General features: G+C 48.5%; 28 protein-coding genes. 22 read left to right on the top strand and 6 right to left on the bottom strand.

Going from position 1 to position 24282, the window contains the following annotated elements:
• Positions 1–83: 83 nt before the first annotated feature.
• Genes BBR47_RS18745 through BBR47_RS18735 form a run of 3 tightly spaced genes read right to left on the bottom strand, consistent with a single transcriptional unit; the run spans position 84 to position 2674 of the window.
• Positions 84–524 carry a hypothetical protein gene (locus BBR47_RS18745; protein ID WP_015892003.1) on the bottom strand — a complete coding sequence of 147 codons (441 nt, stop codon included), beginning with the start codon at positions 522–524 and terminating at the stop codon, positions 84–86.
• Between the two features lie 32 nt (positions 525–556).
• Positions 557–898 (bottom strand): DUF2512 family protein, encoded by a 342-nt coding sequence (locus BBR47_RS18740; RefSeq protein ID WP_015892002.1) that lies wholly within the window; start codon positions 896–898, stop codon positions 557–559.
• A 36-nt stretch (positions 899–934) separates the two neighbouring features.
• A complete protein-coding gene (locus BBR47_RS18735; RefSeq protein ID WP_015892001.1) occupies positions 935–2674 on the bottom strand; it encodes an Rqc2 family fibronectin-binding protein in 1740 nt (579 codons plus the stop codon).
• A gap of 178 nt (positions 2675–2852) precedes the next feature.
• On the opposite strand from BBR47_RS18735, the gene BBR47_RS18730 reads away from it, so the two are divergent.
• The 15 genes from BBR47_RS18730 to BBR47_RS18660 all read left to right on the top strand — a co-directional run bounded on the left by BBR47_RS18730 (position 2853) and on the right by BBR47_RS18660 (position 17863).
• Positions 2853–3740, top strand: coding sequence for a YicC/YloC family endoribonuclease (locus BBR47_RS18730; protein ID WP_015892000.1), 888 nt, complete (start codon positions 2853–2855; stop codon positions 3738–3740).
• 24 nt (positions 3741–3764) lie between these two features.
• Positions 3765–4025, top strand: a complete 261-nt coding sequence (gene remA, locus BBR47_RS18725) for an extracellular matrix/biofilm regulator RemA (RefSeq protein WP_015891999.1) — start codon at positions 3765–3767, stop codon at positions 4023–4025.
• Between the two features lie 16 nt (positions 4026–4041).
• On the top strand, positions 4042–4662 hold the full coding sequence (gene gmk / locus BBR47_RS18720; RefSeq protein WP_015891998.1) for a guanylate kinase: 621 nt from the start codon (positions 4042–4044) through the stop codon (positions 4660–4662).
• Between the two features lie 4 nt (positions 4663–4666).
• On the top strand, positions 4667–4873 hold the full coding sequence (gene rpoZ / locus BBR47_RS18715) for a DNA-directed RNA polymerase subunit omega (RefSeq protein WP_007728388.1): 207 nt from the start codon (positions 4667–4669) through the stop codon (positions 4871–4873).
• A 75-nt stretch (positions 4874–4948) separates the two neighbouring features.
• Positions 4949–6196, top strand: a complete 1248-nt coding sequence (gene coaBC / locus BBR47_RS18710) for a bifunctional phosphopantothenoylcysteine decarboxylase/phosphopantothenate--cysteine ligase CoaBC (RefSeq protein WP_015891997.1) — start codon at positions 4949–4951, stop codon at positions 6194–6196.
• Positions 6193–8628, top strand: coding sequence for a primosomal protein N' (gene priA, locus BBR47_RS18705; RefSeq protein ID WP_015891996.1), 2436 nt, complete (start codon positions 6193–6195; stop codon positions 8626–8628). Before coaBC ends, priA begins: the two co-directional genes overlap by 4 nt.
• 16 nt (positions 8629–8644) lie before the next feature.
• Positions 8645–9121 (top strand): peptide deformylase, encoded by a 477-nt coding sequence (gene def / locus BBR47_RS18700; RefSeq protein ID WP_015891995.1) that lies wholly within the window; start codon positions 8645–8647, stop codon positions 9119–9121.
• 4 nt (positions 9122–9125) lie between these two features.
• Entirely contained in the window at positions 9126–10076 is a 951-nt protein-coding gene (fmt, locus tag BBR47_RS18695; protein WP_015891994.1) for a methionyl-tRNA formyltransferase, read from the top strand.
• 3 nt (positions 10077–10079) lie between these two features.
• Entirely contained in the window at positions 10080–11426 is a 1347-nt protein-coding gene (gene rsmB, locus BBR47_RS18690; protein WP_015891993.1) for a 16S rRNA (cytosine(967)-C(5))-methyltransferase RsmB, read from the top strand.
• 211 nt (positions 11427–11637) lie between these two features.
• Entirely contained in the window at positions 11638–12708 is a 1071-nt protein-coding gene (rlmN, locus tag BBR47_RS18685; RefSeq protein WP_015891992.1) for a 23S rRNA (adenine(2503)-C(2))-methyltransferase RlmN, read from the top strand.
• 4 nt (positions 12709–12712) lie between these two features.
• Positions 12713–13468, top strand: a complete 756-nt coding sequence (locus BBR47_RS18680; RefSeq protein WP_015891991.1) for a Stp1/IreP family PP2C-type Ser/Thr phosphatase — start codon at positions 12713–12715, stop codon at positions 13466–13468.
• Between the two features lie 5 nt (positions 13469–13473).
• A complete protein-coding gene (gene pknB, locus BBR47_RS18675) occupies positions 13474–15459 on the top strand; it encodes a Stk1 family PASTA domain-containing Ser/Thr kinase (RefSeq protein ID WP_015891990.1) in 1986 nt (661 codons plus the stop codon).
• An 18-nt stretch (positions 15460–15477) separates the two neighbouring features.
• Entirely contained in the window at positions 15478–16368 is an 891-nt protein-coding gene (gene rsgA / locus BBR47_RS18670) for a ribosome small subunit-dependent GTPase A (protein WP_015891989.1), read from the top strand.
• Entirely contained in the window at positions 16362–17012 is a 651-nt protein-coding gene (gene rpe / locus BBR47_RS18665) for a ribulose-phosphate 3-epimerase (RefSeq protein ID WP_015891988.1), read from the top strand. Before rsgA ends, rpe begins: the two co-directional genes overlap by 7 nt.
• A 386-nt stretch (positions 17013–17398) precedes the next feature.
• Positions 17399–17863 carry a protease complex subunit PrcB family protein gene (locus BBR47_RS18660; protein ID WP_015891987.1) on the top strand — a complete coding sequence of 155 codons (465 nt, stop codon included), beginning with the start codon at positions 17399–17401 and terminating at the stop codon, positions 17861–17863.
• Between the two features lie 189 nt (positions 17864–18052).
• Here BBR47_RS18660 and BBR47_RS18655 read toward each other — a convergent pair whose 3' ends face one another.
• Together BBR47_RS18655 and BBR47_RS18650 are read right to left on the bottom strand one after the other, a co-directional pair.
• Positions 18053–18475, bottom strand: a complete 423-nt coding sequence (locus BBR47_RS18655) for an RDD family protein (RefSeq protein WP_015891986.1) — start codon at positions 18473–18475, stop codon at positions 18053–18055.
• Positions 18476–18602: 127 nt separating this feature from the next.
• Positions 18603–19736, bottom strand: coding sequence for a M20 family metallopeptidase (locus BBR47_RS18650; protein WP_015891985.1), 1134 nt, complete (start codon positions 19734–19736; stop codon positions 18603–18605).
• Positions 19737–19979: 243 nt separating this feature from the next.
• Between BBR47_RS18650 and BBR47_RS18645 the strand changes: the two genes are divergently transcribed.
• The 6 genes from BBR47_RS18645 (at position 19980) to spoVM (ending at position 23373) form a co-directional block, all read left to right on the top strand.
• Positions 19980–20786 (top strand): transporter substrate-binding domain-containing protein, encoded by an 807-nt coding sequence (locus BBR47_RS18645; RefSeq protein WP_015891984.1) that lies wholly within the window; start codon positions 19980–19982, stop codon positions 20784–20786.
• Between the two features lie 53 nt (positions 20787–20839).
• Positions 20840–21499: an amino acid ABC transporter permease gene (locus BBR47_RS18640; protein WP_015891983.1), complete on the top strand. Its 660-nt coding sequence runs from the start codon at positions 20840–20842 to the stop codon at positions 21497–21499.
• On the top strand, positions 21492–22214 hold the full coding sequence (locus BBR47_RS18635; RefSeq protein ID WP_015891982.1) for an amino acid ABC transporter ATP-binding protein: 723 nt from the start codon (positions 21492–21494) through the stop codon (positions 22212–22214). Before BBR47_RS18640 ends, BBR47_RS18635 begins: the two co-directional genes overlap by 8 nt.
• Positions 22215–22342: 128 nt before the next feature.
• Complete coding sequence (thiT, locus tag BBR47_RS18630) at positions 22343–22903, top strand: energy-coupled thiamine transporter ThiT (RefSeq protein ID WP_015891981.1); 561 nt, start codon at positions 22343–22345, stop codon at positions 22901–22903.
• A 189-nt stretch (positions 22904–23092) separates the two neighbouring features.
• Positions 23093–23266, top strand: coding sequence for a hypothetical protein (locus BBR47_RS31330; RefSeq protein ID WP_007728365.1), 174 nt, complete (start codon positions 23093–23095; stop codon positions 23264–23266).
• A 23-nt stretch (positions 23267–23289) separates the two neighbouring features.
• Positions 23290–23373, top strand: a complete 84-nt coding sequence (spoVM, locus tag BBR47_RS18620) for a stage V sporulation protein SpoVM (RefSeq protein ID WP_005831022.1) — start codon at positions 23290–23292, stop codon at positions 23371–23373.
• Positions 23374–23472: 99 nt separating this feature from the next.
• Here the strand turns inward: spoVM and rpmB are convergent, their stop codons facing one another.
• Complete coding sequence (gene rpmB, locus BBR47_RS18615; protein WP_005831020.1) at positions 23473–23661, bottom strand: 50S ribosomal protein L28; 189 nt, start codon at positions 23659–23661, stop codon at positions 23473–23475.
• A gap of 249 nt (positions 23662–23910) precedes the next feature.
• Between rpmB and BBR47_RS18610 the strand changes: the two genes are divergently transcribed.
• Positions 23911–24276 carry an Asp23/Gls24 family envelope stress response protein gene (locus BBR47_RS18610; protein ID WP_007728362.1) on the top strand — a complete coding sequence of 122 codons (366 nt, stop codon included), beginning with the start codon at positions 23911–23913 and terminating at the stop codon, positions 24274–24276.
• Positions 24277–24282: the final 6 nt, after the last annotated feature.

The following is a 24282-nucleotide window of genomic DNA, read 5'->3' as shown; positions in this document are numbered from 1 at the left end:
TATGAACGCAATGAATGACCGATAGCAAAAACAAAAACCACTTGGAATCTGCTTCCAGGTGGTTTTTGTTTTTTGTCTTCAAACTAATGAGTGGTTTTGTTTTGCTTGCCCGAGCCGTGGCCCTGCCCTTGTTTTTGGGCGCCCTGGTCTTGATCCCCGTGATCGACAATGGTCAGGTCCTTTTCAAGGGTTTGGGAGTCTTGGGCATCTTGAAGAATTTGATACATTTGCAGGAAATTCGCTTTTTGTCCCTCAGGAATTCCTTTAATGCGGACGGTCAGCTCTTGCGGGCCATTTTGCTGTTGTCCGCCTTGGCCTCCGCCTTGACTGTTCCCTTGCCCGCTGTGTTCATTTGAACTCGGTTGTTCATCGAGAAAGCTGAGAAACATCGAGTCGCTGTCTTGGTCTTGTTGATGGTTTTGTCCGCCGTCGTGTGATTGCTGTCCTTGTCCGTTTCCACCTTGCTGCTCAAACAGCACGTTGAATTCGTTCAGATCGGTCTGGATGATGCCAATAACGTTCATCCTGATCCTCCTTCCAAAATAGAAATGATGCTTCAGCCCGGATGTTTGGAATGGTGGACGCCGTGCCGTTGCAGGTAACCATGGAAAAAGTATTCCACCACCGTAATGGCAAATGTCGTCAACAGCAAACCTGATAAGGATATGGTCTGACCAAACAAGTAACAGCCAAGCCACAAGGAGGCATACACGAACAAGAAATCAGCGGTGCTTGCAAACGTATTGTTTGTACGAGGGAGGATTGTCAAATCCAATACATAACCCAGTAAACTAACAATCACGCTTGCGAGCACGGCAAACATAAGGGACGTCCCTGACCACCAAAGCCCTGGAATGGCAATGATTCCGTTAAACAAGAGCTTGAGAACGATGTTCAAAGAGCGAACACCACCTTTCATGCCCTTAGTATGAACTTAGGTAGTCGCACTATTCGTAGAAGAGGTGTTTGATTTTAAACGGCGGATCAGTGCTTCATCCGGTGTCACATACAGCGTTCGTTGCTGTTCGTAGATCACATAGCCAGGCTTGGCCCCGCTCGGTTTTTTTACATGCTTCACGAGCGTATAATCTACGGGAATCTGACTTCCTTCTTTGGCGCGACTGAAGAAAGCCGCCAGATTGGCTGCTTCAAGCAACGTCTCATCCGAAAATTCCCGAGCGCGAATGACCACATGGGATCCAGGAATATCCTTGGTGTGCAGCCATGTTTCTTGCGACGATGCGAGCTTGTTGGTCAGGTATTCATTTTGTTTATTGTTTTTGCCGACCAAAATTTCAATGCCATCCGAAGAAAGGTACGTATCCAGCTCTGGTCGGGTATCTTTTTTCTTGCGCGGGCCACGTTTTTTACGATCTCGCATGTAGCCTTGCTCAACGAGCTCCTCGCGAATTTCTTCGGCATCTTTTAGGGTGGCATGTTCCAGTTGGACCAATACGCCGTCCAAATACAAGAGTTCAGCCTGCGCTTGCTCAATCTGCTCACTCACGATGGAAAGGCTGTTTTTGGCCTTGTTATACCGTTTGTAATACGACTGCAAATTTTCCGACGGGGTCTTTAATGGGTCGAGCGGAATGGTGATGGTACCTCCCGCTTCGTCATACCAGTTGACTGTGACGAGCTCGCGATCCCCTCGCTTCATTTGGTGCATATTGGCGGTGATCAATTCACCGTACAGACGAAACAGATCTGCTTCATGCGCATCTTTCAGCGTTTGCTGGAGCTTCTCGATTTTCTTTACATTTTTATTGCGCTCAACAGTGACAAAGCGAATCAAATCGTGCGCACGTTGTTTGACGGTGTCACGGAGCGCCTTTCCTTCGTAAAATGCCTGCAAGCATTCTTGGACGGAAGGATAGGGGGTTGTAACTCCATTTGAGAGATGTGTCAGCTCGACGACGTGAAAATACGCTTTGCCGTTTGCCTCTACAATGGATGGCACATACGCATGATCGCTGATTGCTTTCATCACCTGTGAAAAGGCAGCCCACAGTGATTCACGATTCGCGAGGCCGGCTCTGTGCAAAATTTCTTTTGCCAATAAGGGACTGATCCCGGTATAGCCATCTACGATTTGCTTGTCCAAACGACCGCCGTTCCAATCGAGGGAAGAAATAAACGCTTGCTCCGTTACAGTGAGAGGGTCGCGTTTATCTTGGCTCGGAGGAGTGACGTAAGGTCTGCCGGGCGTAACTTGTCTGTACTGGCTGATGGCGAGCGTCACGTGCATGGCGCTATCCAAAATTATTCCGGTTGCAGGATCGATGAGGATGATGTTGCTGTGCTTGCCCATGATCTCTACAATAATGCGGCGGACAGCCGTGTCACCCAGCTCATCCCGGGTGCGTACGTCGATGTGAATGATTCGCTCCATCCCGATTTGCCGGACGGATTCAATTACGCCGCCCTCACAATGCTTGCGCAATAGCATGCAAAACATCGGAGCTTCCAGCGGATTCGTGAATTCTTCTGTCGTGATGTGTAAGCGGGGATAGGTCGGGTTTGCAGACAGGAGGAATTTTACCGTTTCTCCTTGTGTCCGTACTTGCATAATAATATCGCTATGGTGGGGCTGGTGGATTTTTGAGATGCGTCCTCCTACCAGTTTATGTAATTCCCGCGCAACAGAGCGGGTTACTACGCCATCAAATGCCACAAAAGTCACCTCAGATCAAAAAAATGGCTAGAATAATAGATAGAGAGCTGCCAGTCACAGTGTAGCATAAGTCAGAGCAAGGAGGAATCTCATCGTGGTGGGGGTGCTTCGGTTGACACTGCCAAGAGTTGTCTCCTATAATAAATTAACGATTTTGCGTCTATGGAAGTGAAAACTTGTGATTCGAAGCATGACTGGTTACGGTAGAAAAGAAGATAGCAAAGGCTCCATTCGAGCAACAGTCGAGATACGTGCAGTGAATCACCGCTTTTCTGAGATTGTCGTGCGCCTGCCCAAAGCGTGGAATATGCTTGAGGATTCGATTCGTAAGCTGGTTGCACAGTATGTCAAAAGAGGGCGTGTCGATGTCAATGTCTCAGTGGAAGGGAAAAGTTCTTCTGCTACGGTTATGGACATTGACTGGGATGTAGCTGAACAGCTAGTCTCCATTTCCCGCGAGATGACTCAGCGTTTTGCGCTAGAGACGCCTTTAACCGTCAAGGATCTGCTACACTTTCCTGGCGTGATACATACCAAAGAGTCAGAGGACGACAATGTGGAGGAGCTGGCAGAGTGGCTCCAAGACCTAGTCAGGGGCGCCGCCTTGGATCTCGTTTCGATGAAAGAGACCGAGGGTAAACTGTTGCACGCTGATCTAGCCAGTCGCCTGACTGCCGTCAACACATGGACGCGGGAGATCTCCCAGTTGGCCCCACTTTGTAAGGAAGATTATAAGGGCCGACTCGAGCAACGCGTAAGTGAGTGGGCCGGTTTGACGCCTTTTGAATTGGACCCTGCTCGTGTAGCGCAAGAGGTTGCCTTTTTCGCTGATAAAAGTGATATTAGTGAAGAGTTGACCCGTTTAGATAGTCATTGCCAACAGTTTGCCAATCAATTAGGCAAAGAAGAAGCAATTGGTCGAAAACTGGATTTTCTGCTCCAGGAAATGAATCGGGAAGCCAATACGATTGCTTCCAAAGCGAATCATTTGCGCATTCAGCATTTAGCTGTCGAGATCAAGACAGAACTGGAGAAGATGCGGGAGCAAATACAGAATGTCGAGTAGCATGAAAGGATGGGCTGGGCCGTCATGGCAATCAAGCTAATCAATATCGGTTTTGGCAACATCGTCAATGCCAACCGCATTATTTCAATTGTAAGTCCGGAGTCCGCTCCTATCAAACGGATCATCCAGGAAGCGCGCGATCGCAACATGCTAGTGGACGCTACCTATGGGAGACGTACACGTGCGGTCATTATTACAGACAGCGATCACGTGATTTTGTCAGCGGTACAGCCAGAAACAGTGGCACAACGCTTGACTACGAAGGATGACGAATCGGACGAATAAAGTAGGAGTGTAAACAATGAGCATGGTTGATCGTGGTCTCCTTTTGGTTCTTTCCGGACCAGCTGGTGTGGGAAAAGGAACAGTATGCAAGGCACTTCGTGAAGTGATGCCTGGTCTGGTGTATTCTGTTTCCGCTACCACACGCCAGCCGCGTCCTGGAGAGGTAGAAGGAGTTAATTACTTTTTTAAAAGCCAGGAAGAGTTCAAGCGGATGATTGAAGAAGATGCTCTCCTGGAATGGGCAGAATACGTGGGGAATTACTACGGAACCCCTCGTCAGTTCGTGGACGATATGCTCAATGAAGGGCGCGATGTCATTCTTGAGATTGAAGTTCAGGGTGCTCTTCAAGTAAAAGAGAGCTTCCCGCAAGGTACATTCCTGTTCCTGGCTCCGCCTGATTTAAACGAACTGGAAAACCGGATCGTGGGACGCGGGACAGAATCACAAGAGATCATTCGCAAACGCATGGAAGTGGCGCGTGCTGAAATCGAGCTCATGGACCACTACGATTATGTAGTCGTCAATGACGTCATCGAATCGGCGTGCGATCGTATCCAAGCGATTATTACAGCGGAGCATCTGAAAAAAGATCGTCAGGTTCACAAATATCGCAAATGGTTACAGGAGGTTGAATAGAATTATGTTGTATCCATCTATTGACGAATTGACCGAAAAGGCAGAGAGCAAGTACATCCTGGTGACAGTCGCATCCAAGCGTGCGCGTCAGCTTCGCGAAAACAGCGAAGTTCAAGTCGTGAGACCAAAATCCAAAAAGTTTGTAGGTTTGGCACTGGAGGAGTTCATCTCCGACGAGCTCGTTCACGAGTTTTTGGACGGTCGCAAATAAGCAGTCACCTTTAAAAACAACCTCACGAGGTTGTTTTTTTCGGATTTCGGATAGGGGAGAAAGGAGAGAGTGCAGATGCATTCGCTTGCAGGAAAACGAATTGTTCTTGGAGTATCTGGCGGCATTGCTGCTTATAAGGCTGCTGCACTGACCAGCAAGTTGACACAAGTAGGTGCATTGGTGCATGTCATTTTGACAGAGAGCGCCTTGCAGTTTGTTCAGCCTTTGACGTTTCAAGCCTTGTCTCACCTGCCTGTTTATACAGATACATTTACGGAGCCAGATCCACATGTGATTAGCCATATTGAACTGGCTGATCGAGCTGATCTCATTTTGATTGCGCCAGCAACGGCAAACGTGATTGGCAAAATGGCGAATGGCATTGCGGATGATATGCTGACGACGACTGTATTGGCTACGAAAGCGCCTGTCATGGTCGCGCCTGCCATGAACGTCAATATGTACAATCACCCCGCGGTTATCGCCAATATGGATAAGCTTACGGCTTATGGTTATCGGTTTGTGGAACCGGGTGTCGGGCTTTTGGCATGTGGCTGGATTGGCAAAGGGCGTTTGGCGGAGCCAGAGGAGATCGTCGAAGCTGTGCGTCAGTGGTTTGCCTCCGATGAGACCAGACAAACGATCCGAGAAAAAGATTTGCAGGACAAGCACGTACTGATCACAGCGGGACCGACTCGTGAAAAAATTGATCCCGTTCGTTACATAACCAATCATGCTTCAGGAAAAATGGGCTACGCCATCGCGGAAGCGGCACGAGACAGAGGGGCAAAGGTCACGTTGGTCAGTGGGCCGACAACCTTGGCACGTCCTGATGGAGTAGAATTCATCGCGGTGGAATCGGTACAAGAAATGTTCGATGCCGTCATGGAGCAGTTGCCACACTGTGACATTGTCGTCAAATCAGCAGCCGTTTCCGATTATCGACCGAAGCATGTAGCTGAACATAAGCTGAAAAAGGGTGATGGTCCACTCGACCTCGTGCTAGAAAAAGCACCCGATATTTTAAAGACGATCGGTGAGCGCAAAACGAAGCAATTCGTCGTAGGCTTTGCAGCAGAGACCCAAAATGTGTTACAGCATGCCCAGTCCAAGCTGGAGCGAAAAAATCTCGATATGATCGTAGCCAATAATGTGTTGCTTGAGGGAGCAGGTATGGGGAGCGATACGAATATCGTGACCTTGCTAACCCGTGGCGGAGAGCAACTGGCATTGGATAAATTGAGTAAGCGGGCTGTGGCAGACAAGCTGTTTGATGCTGTCCTTGCGGTGCAAGAGCATAGGCCGCTCCAAGACCTGTCATGATTGCCCAAATTATCGTGGACGTTCCGGTCAATCGAACGAATCGACCTTTTGATTACCATGTTCCGCCTTGGTTGCGTCCACTGATTCGCATTGGTAGCCGCGTGGTTGTCCCGTTTGGCCCTCGTCAATTGCAAGGCTATGTTATCGGGATCGTAGAGGACGACCAAGCCATACCAGATCGTTCGCGACTAAAAGATGTCGTGCAGGTACAAGACGACACTCCTCCTCTCACGCCAGAGCTGCTAAAGATGAGCGAATGGATGTCCAAGCAATACTTGTGTCCGTGGGTAACAGCTGTACAGGCGATGCTTCCGGCTGTGCTCAAAGGGAAGTCGGAGAAGTGGTTGACAGCGACAGACGCATTGGATGAAGAGGCATGCGGGAGATCGGGGCTTCTGTGGGAATTGTTTCGCAAACGGCAACTACTGCTGACAGAAGTGGAGAAACAATTTGCAGAGGAGTATTTACTCGTTCCGGGCTGGATACAAAGCGGTCTGCTTGCTACGGAGTATCAAGTAAGAGACAAAATAACTCGCAAGCAGCAATCATTTGTCCGAAGCTTATTGGATGAGGGGAAGCTGGAGGAAGCGATTGGTTCGTTGCCAGCACGGGCAGAGCAGATGCGCCGTGTCCTTCAACTGATGCTCATGCACAACGAGCAGTCCTTATCTGTACAAATGCTGCGGGATGAATACGGAATTACGCGCTCTCCACTGAAAAGCCTGGAAGCAAAAGGCTGGATCGCGATCGAGCAAGTGGAGGTTTACCGGGACCCGTACGCTAATCGACGATTCCAGGATAAGCAGAAGCCTGTCTTTACCCCGTTACAGGAAGAGGTACTGACACCTATCTTGCAATCGATTGAATCGGGAACCTATGCTTCTTACTTGCTCCACGGGGTTACCGGAAGCGGTAAGACAGAAGTATATCTTGAAGCGATCGAACGCACGTTGGAAAAAGGGCGCGAGGCGATCTTTCTCGTTCCTGAAATCGCACTGACTCCGCAAATGGTTGAGCGCTTCAAAGCTCGTTTTGGCGCAGATGTAGCTGTCTTGCACAGTGCGTTGTCGCAAGGAGAGCGTTTTGACGAGTGGCGCAAGATCATTCGCAAGCAAGTGAAAGTGGTGGTGGGTGCCCGATCTGCCATCTTTGCTCCGTTTCGGAATGTTGGCTTGATTGTGATCGATGAAGAGCATGAGAGTTCGTATAAGCAAGAAGAGACCCCGCGATATCATGCACGAGAAGTAGCTCTGTGGCGAGCGAAAGAGAATCAGGGTGTCCTTGTCATGGGAAGCGCGACTCCTGCCTTGGAGACGTATGCATTGGCTACGCGAGGCCGATACGAGCTGTTGCGTATGCCGGAGCGTGTCGGGAATCGCCCGATGCCAGAGGTACATGTCGTGGATATGCGCGAGGAGCTTCAGGCCCAGAATCGCTCGATGTTCAGCCGGAAGCTGCATGAGATGATTGCGGATCGATTGGCAAAAGAAGAACAGATGGTCATTTTCCTTAATCGAAGAGGCTTTTCTACCTTTGTCATGTGCCGCTCCTGCGGATATACGATGCGTTGCATTCATTGCGACATCTCGCTTACTTATCATAAATCGAATCATACGGCGCGCTGCCATTACTGTGGATACACCATTGCACAGCCTAAGCATTGTCCGGAGTGTCAAAGTGAGCATATCCGCTTTTTTGGTACGGGAACGCAAAAGGTGGAAGCCGAGCTGGCAAAACTTTTCCCTGGAATTCGGGTCATCCGAATGGATGTGGACACGACCTCGCGAAAAGGCTCTCACGAAGAGCTGCTAAATAAATTCCGCTCAGGTCAAGGCGACGTTCTGCTCGGTACGCAGATGATTGCCAAGGGACTTGATTTTCCACGAGTGACGCTGGCGGGCATCATTGCAGCGGATACGTCCTTGCATCTGCCCGACTTCCGTGCAGCGGAGAAGACATTTCAGCTTTTGACGCAGGTAGGTGGACGGGCAGGACGGCATGAGCTGGACGGCGATGTTGTGATTCAGACGTATACGCCGGAGCACTATAGCATTGTTCATGCGACTAAACATGATTATCCCGCATTTTATCAGGATGAAATGATGCAGCGCAGACGAACAGGCTACCCGCCATATTTCCGTCTCGTATTAATTACGTTTAGCCACGAGGAGGTACCTGTTGTGATCCGTGGTGCGCATACGATGGCTGACTATTTGCGGCAGCGTTTGGCACAGACGACGATCCTCTTGGGCCCTGTGGCTTCGCCCATTGCAAGGGTGAAGGATAGATTTCGTTTTCAGATCATGCTAAAATATCGTGATGAACCGCAACTGTCAGAGCTGCTCGCTCAGGCGACGGCTGCGTTTGAAGAATGGAACAAACAGCAGAAAGTATTGATGACGATTGACGTCGACCCTTACGTACTGCTTTAGGGAGGATATGAAACACATGGCGATTCGCACAATTGTAAAACATCCAGATCCGATTTTGCGTGAAAAGGCAATGGTCGTAACCAAATTTAATTCCAACTTGCACAAGCTGCTTGATGATATGGCAGACACGATGTACGATGCAGACGGTGTAGGCTTGGCTGCTCCACAAGTGGGCATCTCCAAGCGTGTCATCGTGATGGATTGCGGTGATGGACTGATTGAAATGATCAATCCGGAAATCATTGAGCATGAAGGGGAGCAATACGATTATCCAGAAGGTTGCTTGAGCATTCCTGGCCTGCAAGGAGACGTTCGTCGCCACAAGTGGATCAAGCTGCGCGGTCATGACCGTAACGGGAATGTGGTTGAGCTCGAGGCAGACGACCTGTTGTCCCGTTGTGCTCAACATGAAATCGATCATTTGAACGGTGTCCTCTTTATCGATGTAGCTGACAAGGTGTACAAAGTAAACCCGAACCAGGAAGGGGAATAACCATTTGAAAGATGCTCGCATCCTGTTTATGGGTACGCCTGACTTTGCTGTATCGAGTCTTACGGCAGTACTCGAAGCAGGCTACAACGTGATTGGAGTCGTAACACAACCCGATCGTCCCGTTGGACGCAAGCAAGTATTGACGCCGCCCCCCGTGAAGGAGGCGGCTTTGCGTCATGGACTTTTGGTATTGCAACCGGAAAAAATCAAGGCAGAGGAAGCGCTTGAAGAAGTGCTGGCCCTCAAGCCTGATCTGATCATTACCGCGGCATATGGGCAGATTTTGCCTAAAAAACTGCTCGATGCCCCGAAATATGGCTGCATTAATGTGCACGCCTCTCTTTTGCCGAAATATCGCGGGGGTGCCCCGATTCATAAATCGATTGTTGAGGGAGAAGCGGAAACAGGCGTAACGATCATGTACATGGTGGAAGCTCTCGATGCAGGGGATATGCTGTCCAAGGTAGTCGTGCCGATTGAAGAGCGCGATACAGTGGGGACCTTACATGACAAATTGGCTGCGGCAGGCTCTGAGCTGTTGATTGCTACTGTTCCGCCCCTGTTGGCTGGTGAGCTTGTAGCAGAGCAACAGGATCATTCGGAAGCGACTTTTGCCCCGAATATCAAGCGTACAGACGAAAAAATTGACTGGAGCCGTTCTGCGGAACAGATTTACAACCAAGTCCGCGGCTTGAATCCATGGCCTGTCGCATTTACCACATGCGAAGGAAAGATTTGGAAGCTGTGGTGGGTAGAAAAAATGCCTGCGTCCGGTGAAGGCAAAGAGCCGGGAACCATCATCGCCTGTGAGGAAGACGGTATCGTTGTCGCTTGCGGTAGCGGTGCTGTGAAAATAACCGAATTGCAGCCAGAAGGCAAAAAACGTATGAGTGCACTCGACTTTTTGCGCGGAGCGGGCAGCAGCATTGAAATCGGCACAAAGGTAGGAGAATAGTCCGTGGCAAAAAAGGGAGCTCGCGATATCGCCCTCGATGTTTTGAACAGGGTAGAAGAACATAAGTCCTACAGCAATCTTGAACTGCGCAATGTCTTGGATCGGGAAAATCTAAGTGCAGCAGATGCAGGGCTGGTGACAGAGCTTGTGTACGGTACCATACAGCGCAAGATGACGCTGGATCATGTCCTGTCCCATTTTGTCGGGAATAAAAAGGTCCAGACCTGGGTCCGTAATTTGTTGCGTCTCAGCTTGTATCAAATTCACTTTTTGGACCGTATTCCTGAGCGCGCTGCCGTACACCAGGCGGTTGAAATCGCCAAGAAACGCGGTCACCAAGGGATTGCTTCGATGGTCAACGGTGTCTTGCGCAATGTGTTGCGCCAGCCGGATGTGTGGGAGCGTCAGCCAAAAGGCAGCCGTGCCTTGCAAATCGCCGTAGCCTATTCGCATCCGGAATGGCTTGTGCGTCAGTGGCTTAACGTATATGGCGAAGAGACGACGATTGCCATTTGCGAAGCCAACAACAGAACCCCGCATAGCGCTATCCGGGTCAATGCATGGAAAACGACGAAGGATCAAGTGCTGGACAAGCTGGCGGAAGAAGGGCTTGAAGGACAAGCGTCGTCTGTCAGTCCTCATGCTATTCTGATGGAAGGCGGACATGTAGCAGGCTCTCGCTTGTTCAAGGAAGGCTACTTCACGATCCAGGATGAGAGTTCCATGCTCGTAGCACCAGCTCTTGCTGCCCAACCAGGTATGCGTGTACTGGATGCTTGCGCGGCACCTGGTGGAAAAACAACGCACATAGCCGAAATGATGGAAAACCGCGGGGAAATCATAGCGAGTGACGTGCATCCGCACAAACGCGATCTGATTGCAAATGCAGCGAAAAGACTCGGGATTACGATCATCCAGCCAATCGTAAGTGATGCACTAGACCTGCCCGAAAAAGCGCTGGGAACTTTCGATCGAATCCTGCTGGATGCGCCATGCACCGGATTTGGCGTGATTCGTCGCAAGCCTGATCTGAAGTGGAACAAAACGCCGGAAGATGTCCGTGCGATTGCTCAGCTACAGTACGAACTGCTCAAAACATTGGCGCCGCTACTCGCAGAGGGTGGTGTCATGGTTTACAGCACATGTACGATTGAGCCAGCAGAAAACCAGGAGATTGTTCGCCGCTTTGTTGAAGAACACCCTGATTTCGTATTTGATGATACACTGGCACAAGACCTGCCTGAGGCTGTCAGAGGGCATGTCGATGAAACCGGAGCCTGCGTGCAAATTTTGCCTCACCATTTCGAGAGTGATGGATTCTTTATCGCGCGATTGAAACGAAGAGGATAAGGTAACGGATGTACAAACAAGGGGTGGCGCACCAACAGGTGGAAAATGCCACTCCTTTGCCTTTGTTTGCGCGCGCTTAGATTGGTTTACACTAGGAAAAGCGACGCATTTGTGAATCTGGATGTCAAAACCGTTTGAAGCGAGACGCCCCACGAGGTACAATGATAGAATGGATTTAGGCAAGCAATGATTTTGAGGATGTGGAGATAGAATGCCGTTAACGACATTTACTGGCGCAAAGCCGCTTATTTACAGTTTAACGCAAGATGAAATGAAAGAATGGCTGGTTAGTGCAGGCGACAAAGCATTTCGTGCGCAACAAATTTTTGACTGGCTATATGTAAAACGCGTCTCTTCTTTTGAAGAGATGAGCAATTTGTCCAAGGAGCTGCGCGAAAAGCTGGCTGATACATTCCGTATGGAGCCACTCAAGGAAATCACGCATCAGGAATCGCAGGATGGGACGATCAAGTTTTTGTTCCAGCTTGTCGATGGACATGCGATTGAGACAGTGATTATGCGTCATAACTACGGAAACAGCATTTGTGTTACGACACAGGTGGGGTGCCGTATTGGTTGTACGTTTTGTGCATCTACATTAGGTGGACTGAAGCGTAACCTGGATGCAGGTGAAATCGTCTCTCAAGTATTGACGGCACAACGCAGACTGGATGCGGAAGGTGAGCGTGTCAGTCACGTTGTCGTCATGGGGATCGGGGAGCCGTTCGAGAACTTCGAGAGCTTGATGGCGTTCTTGTCCGTCATCAACGATAACCGTGGATTGAATATCGGTGCTCGTCACATTACGGTTTCCACCAGTGGAATTGTACCGAAGATTTACGAGTTTGCTGAACGAGGCGGACAAGTGAACCTGGCGATTTCCCTGCACGCTCCAAACACAGAGCTGAGAAGCCAGCTGATGCCGATCAACCGTGGCTTTCCGCTTGCTAAGCTGATGGAGGCATGTCACCATTACATTAACAAGACAGGGCGTCGCATCAGCTTTGAGTACGGTCTATTCGGCGGGAAAAACGATCAGCCCGAGCATGCAGAGGAGCTGGCCGAACTCATTGGCGACATGCTTTGCCACGTGAATCTGATCCCGGTAAACTACGTGCCAGAGCGTGATTATGTACGCACGCCACGTAATGAGATTTTTCAGTTCAAACGCATTTTAGAGGAAAAAGGAATCAATGTGACCATCAGACGCGAGCAAGGCAGTGACATTGCTGCTGCTTGTGGACAATTGAGGGCACAACACGCTAAAGAAACCGTGGGGTGATGCCATGGAAATCGCGATGAAATCCCATGTTGGTCGGGTTCGTCAGGTTAACGAGGACTATTATGCCTGTGTGACCGATTTAAACGGACGCGTGCTCGCCATTGTAGCAGATGGTATGGGTGGCCATCAGGCTGGTGATATTGCCAGTCGCCTAGCTGTTGAGCGAATAGTGAAAGAACTGCGTCACCTAGATGGGGACCTCGAAGCAGAGGATGTGCGTGAGCAATTGATGAACGCCGTTCTGCTTGCGAATAAAGAAGTCTATGAATATGCGCTTGAACATCCGGAGTGCAGTGGCATGGGCACAACCGTAGTTGCTGCCTTGTTCGACCAATCCTCCGTGATTACCGCGCATATCGGTGACAGCCGTCTGTATTTTTACAACCAAGACGGACTGGTCATGAAAACAGAAGACCATTCCCTTGTCAATGAGCTGATGAAAAGTGGACAGATTACAGCCGAGGAGGCGTCTGTCCACCCTCACCGCAATGTTATTATGCGTTCACTCGGGACAGAACCGGATGTACTCATTGATCTTGGGCAGTTTGAATGGTCAGAGGGTGATATCGTCTTGATTTGCTCAGATGGATTGAGCAACAAGGTCAGTCATCCTTCCTTGGAAGAAAAGTTGCAGAAACAGATATCGTTACAAGCGAAGGTGGACGGTTTGGTGCAGGAAGCACTGGATGCTGGTGGGGAAGATAACATAACGCTGGTTGCCGTACGAAATACGCTTGATGCCGGTCAGAAAGAGGGGTGAGAGAGATGGAAGGTCAACGACTGGGAGGACGATACCAAATAGAATCCCGCGTCGGTGGGGGCGGTATGGCCATTGTATATAAGGCCAAAGATTTAATTTTGAATCGTCCAGTGGCAGTTAAAGTACTGCGTTCACAGTTTGGTACGGACGAAGATTTCGTAAATCGTTTTCGACGTGAAGCGCAGGCGGTGGCGAGCTTATCTCACCCCAATGTGGTTGGGGTGTATGATGTCGGTCAGGATGGCGATACCCATTACATGGTGATGGAGTACATAGAAGGCTATACGTTGAAAGAGGTCATCATTCAACGTGGTGCGCTGCCGGTAGAAGAGGCAGTGCGGATCGCCGAGCAAATTTGCGATGCACTCGATCATGCGCATCAAAACCAGATCATTCATCGAGATATTAAGCCGCATAACATTATGATTGGAAAAAATGGTCGGGTGAAGGTTACGGATTTCGGGATTGCGCGAGCCGTTACTTCAGCAACGATTACGCATACGAATGCGATGCTTGGCTCTGTCCATTATTTTTCGCCAGAGCAGGCGCGCGGTGGGATTACTGGGGAAAAATCCGATATTTACTCGCTGGGGATCGTCTTGTACGAAATGGTGACGGGTGAACTGCCGTTTTCCGGGGACTCGCCTATATCAGTGGCGCTCAAGCATTTGCAGGAGCCGCTTCCAGAGCCGCGCCAAGTCAATCCGGCTATCCCGCAGAGTGTGGAAAATGTCATTTTGAAGGCGCTGGTAAAGGATCCATTTCTCAGATACGCATCCGCGAGTGAAATGCTAGAAGATTTGGAGACCTGCCTGTTCCCAGAACGATTAAACGAAGAAAAGCTGACGTTCCCGGTGGATGAAGAAATGACGCGTGTGGTGCCGATCATCACACCTGACATGCTCGAAGGCCATACCAATGGCAAAACCGGAGGAGCGGGGCGTAGCCGCTATGAGCAGCGTGCAGAAGAAGAGGATGCCAAACCAGCCAAGAAACAATGGTGGGTCAAAGCCCTGTTCTGGGTAGGCGGTATCGGACTGTTTTTCGTACTGGCATTCTTCGGATTTAACTTACTGTTGAATCTGTTCCCGTCTGTTCCAGAGGCACAGGTGCCTCATGTGGAAGGGATCGAAGTGACGCTTGCTGAGAAAAAGATTCAGGATGCCAAACTTGTTGCCCGTATCGTCGAAGAAGCCAATGATACGATAGAAAAGGGAATGGTGATACGCCAGGACCCTGCACCTCCCATGCGGTTAAAGGAAAATTCCGTTGTGACCTTGTTTGTAAGCAAAGGACAACAAGAGATCAACATGCCAAATCTGGTTACGTTGCCGCGAGCAACAGCAGAGGAAGCATTGAAAAGCAATGGCTTTAAACTGGAGAATGTCACTTTCGTAGAGGAAGAGGACGACAAGGCTGAGGTAGGGACGGTTATCAAGCAGTCTCCAGCCGCAAATGAAAAGGTCTTCCCGACCAAAACGAATGTGACGGTCACGATCAGTAAAGGGAAAACCTTCGTGAAAATGCCGGATGTCCGGAATAAATCCGTAGAGGTTGCGCAAGTAGAATTGTTCAAAAAAGGGCTGGCTGTCGGGAAAATCACCGAGGTACCTTCTTATACGACTGACAAACCAGGTATTGTTCTCAGCACTCACCCTTACGATCCGGGAATGGAAGTGCAAAAGGATGTAGCGATTCCGCTTGAGGTCAGCAATGGCCAATATCCGCAGGACGCCAAGCTGGCAAACGTTCCGGTTTATGTAGAGGTTGTACCTGGTGAACCACTGGAAGTGAAAATTGAAGTGACAGATGCTCGTGGAGAGGCAAAAGTTTTCCAGACGGAGACGATCACCGAAAATAAAGAGTACGATGTACCAATCGTCTTGGCGCCACAGAAGGACTCGGTAGTCAAGGTCTTTGTGAAACGATCAACTGATCAAGGCTTCAATGAATACCAGACGATTCCAGTTTCCTATAACAGCTTGCCATAGTGTAGTGGAGGGACATGAATGCCAGAAGGACGGATTGTGAAAGCGCTCAGCGGTTTCTATTATGTAGCCGACGAAGGGCGAATCTACAGTTGCCGTGCACGAGGGCTCTTCAAGAAAAAAGATGCAAAAGTAAACCCACTGGTTGGGGATTGGGTCGTCTACGATGTGATCAATGAGGAAGAAGGCTATATCATGGAGGTGGGCGAACGGACGAATGAGTTGGTTCGTCCGCCCATTTCCAATGTGGATCAGGCGGTACTCGTCTTTTCGATGTACAAGCCGATGTTTAGCCCGTTGCTGCTGGACAAGTTCCTGACGCACACGGAGCATGCAGGGATTGATTCCGTGATTGTCTTATCCAAAGCCGATCAAGTGTCGGAAGAAGAGGTCACCGAAATCGTGAAGAAGTATGAAGCGATCGGGTACCGCGTGATTCCGACCTCAACGGTGGATGAACGCGGTGTAGAGGACGTGCGTGAGATTTTGCGCGACCGTATTTCGGTTTTCGCCGGTCAGTCAGGTGTGGGTAAATCCTCCCTGATCAACATGCTGTTTCCGGGTGTCAGCTTGCAGACAGGAGATGTCAGCCAAAAGCTCGGACGCGGAAAGCATACAACGCGTCATGTCGAGCTGATTCCGCTTGCGGGCGGCGGCTATGTGGCAGACACACCGGGCTTCAGTTCATTGGAATTTATCGATTTCTCCGAGCTTGACCTGGCGGAATCCTTCCTGGACTTTGCCGATCGCAGCTCGGAATGCAAGTTCCGTGGCTGTCTTCACGTAAGCGAGCCAGCTTGTGCCGTGCAGGCCGCGCTGGAGGCTGGAGAAATCAGTGAACAGCGCTACGAGCACTACAAGCAATTCCGCGAAGAGCTAAAAGAATACCAACGGAGGAACAAACCATGGTAAAAATCGCACCTTCTATCCTATCTGCTGATTTTGCCCGTCTGGGTGAAGAAATTCTCGATGTCGAGAAGGGAGGAGCAGACTGGATTCACGTGGATGTGATGGATGGACACTTCGTTCCAAACATTACGATCGGTCCTCTGATTGTGGAAGCGATTCGTCCAGTGACCAAGCTGCCACTCGATGTGCACTTGATGATTGAGGAGCCAGATCGCTACATTCCGCAATTCGCGAAAAGTGGAGCAGACTGGATTACTGTTCATCAGGAAGCATGTCGTCATCTGCATCGCACGCTGTACTTGATCAAGGAGCAAGGTGTGAAAGCGGGAGTGGTATTGAACCCGGCTACACCGATTTCCACGATCGAGCCAGTCCTTGCTGATTTGGATATGGTTCTCCTCATGACAGTGAACCCTGGTTTTGGTGGACAAAAATTCATTCACAGCGTTGTGCCAAAGGTTGCCCAGTTGCGTCAAATGCTGAACGAGCGTGGCTTGGGGCATGTGGAAATCGAAATCGATGGTGGTGTCAACGCACAAACAGCACGTTTGTGCGAGGAAGCAGGAGCGACAGTCCTCGTTGCAGGAAGCGCGGTATTCAATCAGGAAAATCGCGGTCAAGCGATTGCTGCGATTCGTGGACAGTAAAAATAATGCTTAGAAGCTGTAAGCTGACGACGATATAATCGGCGTCAGCTTTTTTGTGCTTTCTTCTGTGAATAGTCCATTCGTAATCATCTGAATATTATAACTAATTATGTGATAAATCAATTAATAATAAAAATGTAAGTATAATTATCGTTCAAGCTACAAATAGGATGAAATCAAATTATTCCCACTCTAATAAGGATTTTTGGTGATATATGAGTAAAAGTTAATTAACAAAAATAAAACATTTTGGAAAATATTGCTTTTTAATAAATATAATGATTAAATCAAATTATCCAGATAGTGGTAAAAATCCTATCTGAGAGATACTGGCCAGTATCAAGTAATGTTGTTGCCCTCTAAAAAAAATCAGGAGTTGATAAAGTATGAAATCGTTATTGAAAAACAGTGTAGCGGTTCTCACCATTCTCTCCATCCTCCCATTTTCACAAACTGCCGTGCAGGCTGAACAAAAACATTCGGAGTCGATCTCGGCTTCTCAGGTAGACGTGCAAACGAAAAAATTGTCTATCGAAAAAGAAGGTACATTATCAGCGGCTGAACGAACATTCGTAGGAAAAGTAAAAGATAAGAAGGGTGTACACCGTCAAGGCGACTTGTATGTAGTCTCTCGTGGTGAAATGCCTACCTCTGGTTATAGTCTGAAGGTTGTTGGAACAGAGCAAGGATGGGAAATGCTCAAGGTTTATGTAGAGCTGACAAATCCTTCTCCAGAAGATATTACAATGCCAGCGGTGCACACACCTTATATCATTGTGCGTGCAAGCCTGCCGCCATACACAACAATGGTGTTTATGGATGCAAAAACAGATAAAGTGCTGTTCCAATAAACTGCTAAATGGATAAAGTAAAGAAGACCGGATGATTATATCCGGTCTTCTTTAGTCGGAACATGCTGTTGTAGGCGCCAATCTGATAAAAATACCCCCTTAGATTCGTCGGAAAACGGGTGGTTTTTCCAATAAATCTAAGGGGGCTCATCGTAGAGCAGCTATTTTCTGTGTAAGATGAGTAGTAATTTAAGGCTGATCCGATGTTACATACGTACCGGCGATCAAATCATGGAGCGAGCGTTTATCCTGACGAACAGCAACCATGATGGCACTGACGATTATACCAATACCGAGTGTAATGACGTACACGATCCCTCCGACCAAATTGCGTAGCAGCATGGTTCCGATTCCTACAGGATCTCCATCGATTCGGGCGATGCGAATACCGGCAATTCGTTTGCCCACTGTATAGCCGTGCCAAAATACAGGTACAAGAAGGTTGTAAAGTGAAGTAATGATATTGGTAACAAGATTGTCTTCTGTATTGCCTGTAATGATATAGGTGATCAGTAGTAGCGGTAATCCAATAATGATTGCATCTAGCAGACCGGCACCGAGCCGGCGCCAAAATCCAACAGGATTGCTTGGCGATGTGAAGTTTGATTCCATGGTTCCCTCTCCTTGTTATTCGAATAGGTATATATATGTCTGCCCATTCGAAAATAGTGCAGATAAGGCTCCGTCGTTAAGTAGACGGAGCCTTAAATTTCCATAAAATTATACACCTGTAAATTTATTATGACAAGGTTAAAAACATCCGAAGCATGACGGCAATCCTGCCAGGTATGGCGTCAATGACGATATGCTCATGGGAAGCGTGGGCTCCATCACCAACAGGTCCCAAACCGTCAAGAGTTGGTGTTCCTGCATCTGCGGCGAAGTTTCCGTCGCTAGTTCCACCGACACCTTGCTCCGTCAATTCAAAACTTTCCAGACGTGCTTGCTCCTGCGCATGCAAGAATAGTTTCTCAGTACCAGCAGTTCGTTCCATAGGAGGCTTGGTGATTCCGCCTTCCACGAACAGCTTGGCTTCCGGATGGACAGGGGTCAGCTGACTCATCAATCGGGTAATACGCTCGCTTTCCTCGCGACTTTGGATACGCACATCAATTTCCGTCATGGCAAAGTCAGGCACGACGTTCGATGCACTTCCGCCTGTAATGGTACCGACAGATAAGGTTGTGCCCGCTTCATAATTCGTAAATGATTGAATAGCGAGGACGTGGTGAGCCAGCTCAGCAATTGCATTGACCCCCTTGGCGTGATCATTGCCCGCATGAGCAGCGCGGCCCGTTACTTTTAAAATGAAGTCTCCTCCGCCTTTACGGCTTGTTTTCAAAGAGCCATCTCCAGCGGCGGGCTCCAGTACCAATGCATATTTACTCCTTTTTGCTTCCTCTCTAATGAGCATTTCGGAGGAAACACTGCCAATCTCTTCGTCGGTATTCCAAAAAAAGACGAGCTTATTTTTGGGCGAAAGATTATGTTCCATCATGGCGCGCAGGGCAAAATAGCTAAACACAATTCCCGCTTTCATGTCGTATGTACCAGGTCCATAGAGTCGGCCATTTTCCTCGCGACAAGGCTCTACTGCTAGTGTTCCAACCTCTTTTACGGTATCGAAGTGACCGAGAATGAGGATTTGTTCGTCGCCGTCTCCATACTCCATTCGCAGCTGATTTCCGTATTGCTCTTGTGGCAAGCTTTCCACCCGACACCCCAATTGGCGAAAGCGTTCTGCAATCAGGCTGCCTAATCGATCGACAGCTTGCTTGTTATGGGTGGGTGTTTCCATCTCTACATATGTACGCAGTTCCTCGATAATTTCTGGGAGCTGCTGCTGAAAATAGGACGTCCAGTTTTTCTCCATGTCAGCCTCCTGTAATTCCTTTTACTAGCACTATAAGGCCTTGTGTGCTTTTCTGCCACAAAAATAAAGGTTTGTGCATAAAATTCAGTATATTCTGTATTTAAAATACAAGTAAAAAATGATTGAAATTGTTCAGATTATGAGTAAAATAATCATTGTGATGCATAAATATAAGTTTTCATGCAAATTAATGCTACGAATAGACTGCTTTATGCGTAAAAATCATAACAACGGGGGTTCATCATGAAGAACACAAAATCATTTATTTCTCTGGCACTTACTTCTATGCTTGCGGCAGTTGTGATCGCTGGATGCGGTACAGGCAATCAAACCGCAACAGGACAAGCACCTGCACCTTCCGCTGGCGACAAGAAAACATTGGTCATGGTTACTTCTGCTGACTATAAGCCGTATGAATATCACGATCTGAGCAGCGGAAAAGACGAGATTGTCGGCTTTGACATTGATATCGCGAAATACATTGCAAAAGAGCTTGGCTACGAACTGCAAATCAACGATATGAACTTTGACGGACTTATTCCCGCACTGCAAACGAATCGCGCGGACTTCGTTATGGCTGGCATGACGGCAACACCTGAGCGCGAGAAGAACGCTGATTTCTCCACCATCTATTACGATGCGAAAAATACGATCGTAGCAAAGAAAGACAGCAATCTGACCAAGCCTGAGCAATTGGCTGGCAAAAAAGTGGCGGTACAGCTCGGTTCTATTCAAGAAGGGGCAGCAAGGGAGCTTGCAAAGACCGTTTCCGGCTTGCAGATCACTTCGCTGAACAAGTTGCCTGAGATTGTTGAAGAAGTAAAAGCAGGCCGTGTAGATGCTGCCATTATTGAGGACACCGTAGCGAAAGGCTTCGTGGCAAACAATGATTCTCTGCAATTCACTACAATGGAAGAAAATGAAAAGAATGGCTCCGCTGTTGCGTTCCCAAAAGGATCGCCGCACGTACAAAAATTTAATGAAGTGATTAAAAAGATGCAAGAAAACGGAGAAATGGACAAGCTGATTCAAAAATGGTTCGGTCAATAATCTCTCCAGACAACGACGAATAACTGTATAAGCAGCAAGAGGGGAGAATGGGCATGAATTTGGATTTTGCACAAATCGTGCCCTATATTCCTTTCATATTGGAAGGGATAAAGGGCACGTTACTTGTTACTTTGATTTCGGTCGTATTAGGATTTTTCTGGGGCTCCATCCTCGCACTCATTAAAATTTCGAATGTGAAATTGCTAAACTGGCTCGCGGTTGCCTACACGTCTGTTTTCCGCGGGACACCTTTGATTTTGCAACTGACCTTTGTATATTTTGCAACGCCACAGCTTACTGGTTACAATATTTCACAACTGGAAGCAGCTGTATTGACGTTTACATTAAACTCAGGTGCATACATTTCCGAGACCATTCGTGGTGGAATTTTGGCGGTGGATAAAGGGCAGTGGGAAGCGGCCAAAGCGCTTGGAGTACCTTATCACCGGATGATGCTCGACATTATTTTGCCGCAGGCTGTCAAAAATATCTTGCCTGCTCTTGTCAATGAAACGATTGCACTCTTGAAGGAATCCGCACTCGTTTCCACGATTGGTCTTGCAGACATCATGCAGAACGCGAATGTGGTCAAAGGCACCATCTTCCGCTATTTTGAGCCATACATGATGGCCGGTATCCTGTACTATGTCATGGTTATGATCCTGACTTGGGTAGCTCGTGTACTGGAACGGAGGATGAGACTCAGTGATTAAAATTGATAACATTACGAAGTCTTTTGGACAACTGAATGTTTTGAAGGGCATCACGACGAATATCGGTAAAGGGGAGGTTGTCGCCATCATTGGTCCATCTGGATCGGGGAAGTCAACGCTATTGCGCTGCATTAACCTGATGGAGACACCAACGACAGGTACTATTACGATCAACGGCCAGGAAATCACCGCGCCAAAAGCGGACGTGATGGGCATTCGCCAACAAATCGGGATGGTTTTCCAGCATTTTCACCTGTTTCCGCATATGACGGTGTTGAAAAACTTGACCTATGCTCCGATGAAAGTAAAAGGCATGTCTGCGGCTGAAGCGGAACAGAAGGCGCGCGAGCTATTGGCACGTGTAGGGCTGGCAGATAAAGCGGATGCCTTTCCTTCGCGCTTGTCAGGCGGTCAAAAGCAGCGTGTAGCCATTGCCCGTTCGCTTGTGATGGAGCCGCAAATCATGCTCTTTGACGAGCCGACCTCTGCTCTTGACCCTGAGATGGTCAAGGAGGTTTTGGAGGTTATGAAGGGGCTGGCTGATAGCGGAATGACTATGGCAATCGTCACGCATGAAATGCGCTTTGCCGAAGAGGTGTCAGACCGTATTTTATTCCTCGATGATGGTCGTCTCTTGGAGGATACGCCACCAGAAGAGTTTTTCCAAAAGCCAAGAAGTGAACGTGCCCAGCAGTTTTTGGAGAAAGTTCGGTAATACAACTAGCCGCAGTGCCGATGAGGCAGCGGCTTTTTTCTTTGACACGAGCATAGACTTGGGCTAGAATCAGAAACATTATCGGTGTAAAAGAAATTTTATTTATTCTATTTTGAGGAGTGACTATATTGGATCGTCAACGGTTGGTCATTTTGTTGGAAATGGCGATGATGGCGGCTCTTGCAATTGTGTTTAGTCAGATCAAGGTTTTCGAAATGCCACAGGGTGGCTCTGTGTCCCTTGTGATGGTGCCAATCGCATTGATTGCTGTTCGCCGTGGACTCGCTGCTGGTGTCGTGACAGGGCTTGTTGTCGGATTTCTTCAATTGCTCTTGGGCAGTACAGTTGTTCATCCGGTTCAGCTTTTGCTGGATTATCCGCTTGCTTTTGGTGCGCTGGGTCTCGCTGGGCTTTTTCGTCTGTCTGGCTACGAAGGAACGAAGCAACGAATCATGGTACTGTGGAGCGGCTTGTTCATCGGCGTGATTGCGCGATTTGTCTGCCATTTTCTATCGGGGATTATCTGGTTTGGCAGCTATGCGCCAGAAGGTGTACCAGTCTGGCAATATTCCCTCATTTATAACATCACGTATCTGCTGCCAGAAATGATTATCGCGGGAGTCGTTCTGACAGTTGTGCTTAGTAGTGCATCACAGCTGCTGCTCCCCGCACGCGATCGAGTTGTATAAAAAAGGAAAAAATCGGTATCATGTACAAACTATCCACATAATGTAATCAGGCAGCGAGTTACCGTTGCCTGATTTTTTACTTCTTAGGCATCTACTTTTTTCATGTGGCAGGATACATGTTTATCCGACAGCAGAATATGATGTAATATGCACGTTTTTGAGAACACCTAAAGGAGGTGCTTAAGCGAAATGGGATTGCGCTCCTATCGCCTGCGACAGGGGGGCGCCTTGCGACGTGTTCTCGGGGTTGCGTTGGCTGTCGGGGGAATCACCATCTTCCTGTATTGGGCACCTCCGTGGGTTTGGTATAGCCTATTGGCATTAGCACTCATAGGGGCCGGCGTGTATTTGTATCGTGTGTAGTAATTTCGGTGAGGAGGGGTAGCATGCGGTTTTACACCATCAAGTTGCCGAAGTTCCTGGGTGGCATGATTCGGGGCATCATCGAGGCGTTCAACAAGAAAAAGTGAAGCTTCGGCCCCGAGCCTCCCTTTGGGAGAAGAGTGGAGAAACGGGAGAAATGCAAAAAAGCACCTCGAGGGTGCTTTTTTTCGCATAGCTGAAATCAACTATACGCGAGTTACGAGACCGGATTTCAGTGCTCGAGTACTTACATAAACGCGCTTCGGTTTTCCATTTACGAGAATGCGCACTTTTTGTACGTTGACACCCCAGGTGCGGCGAGTTGCGCGCATGGAGTGGGAGCGAGCGTTTCCAGCTTTAGCAGATTTACCTGTTACAAAGCAACGACGTGCCATTAAGATCCACCTCCCTTGTTACATCTAAACGGGATTTCCTTTGTGGGAAATACAAATACTCGACTATATTAGCACACCATTGCTGTCAATTGCAATACTTGACAAGATGATTTCCCCCGTCTTTCTCGTAGGGTTGATAGGATCGACAAAACGCTTCATTTCTATTAAGTGTTAGTGTAGAATTGTAAGGAAGCATGGTTACGCTTACCTATGACGGTCAAGCTGTTTTAACAGAGGAGGAGTCCTTGCATGACAGTGGAAATGAATACATCGCTAGGAAAGATCGATGTTACCGAAGACGTGATCGCACGGATTGCTGGAGGCGCGGCCATGGAAGTTTTTGGACTTGTGGGCATGGCTTCTCGCAAAGCGTTGAAAGATGGAATCGCTGAGTTGTTAGGAAGAGACAACCTGAGCAAAGGTGTCGTCGTTCATAACACAAATGGCGAAGTAGTTTTGGACATGCACATTATCGTCAGCTATGGCGTGAAAATTTCCGAGGTGGCAGGCAACGTTCAACGCCGTGTTCGATATACCTTGGAGCAAACGGTAGGCATTGATGTGACTGCTGTTAATATTTTTGTGCAGGGAGTTCGTACAGACAGGGATATGTAAGGAGGA

Source organism: Brevibacillus brevis NBRC 100599 (assembly GCF_000010165.1).
Taxonomy (GTDB): domain Bacteria; phylum Bacillota; class Bacilli; order Brevibacillales; family Brevibacillaceae; genus Brevibacillus; species Brevibacillus brevis_D.
Note: the sequence above shows the minus strand (reverse complement) of the source record. Positions and strands in the feature narration are given on the sequence as shown.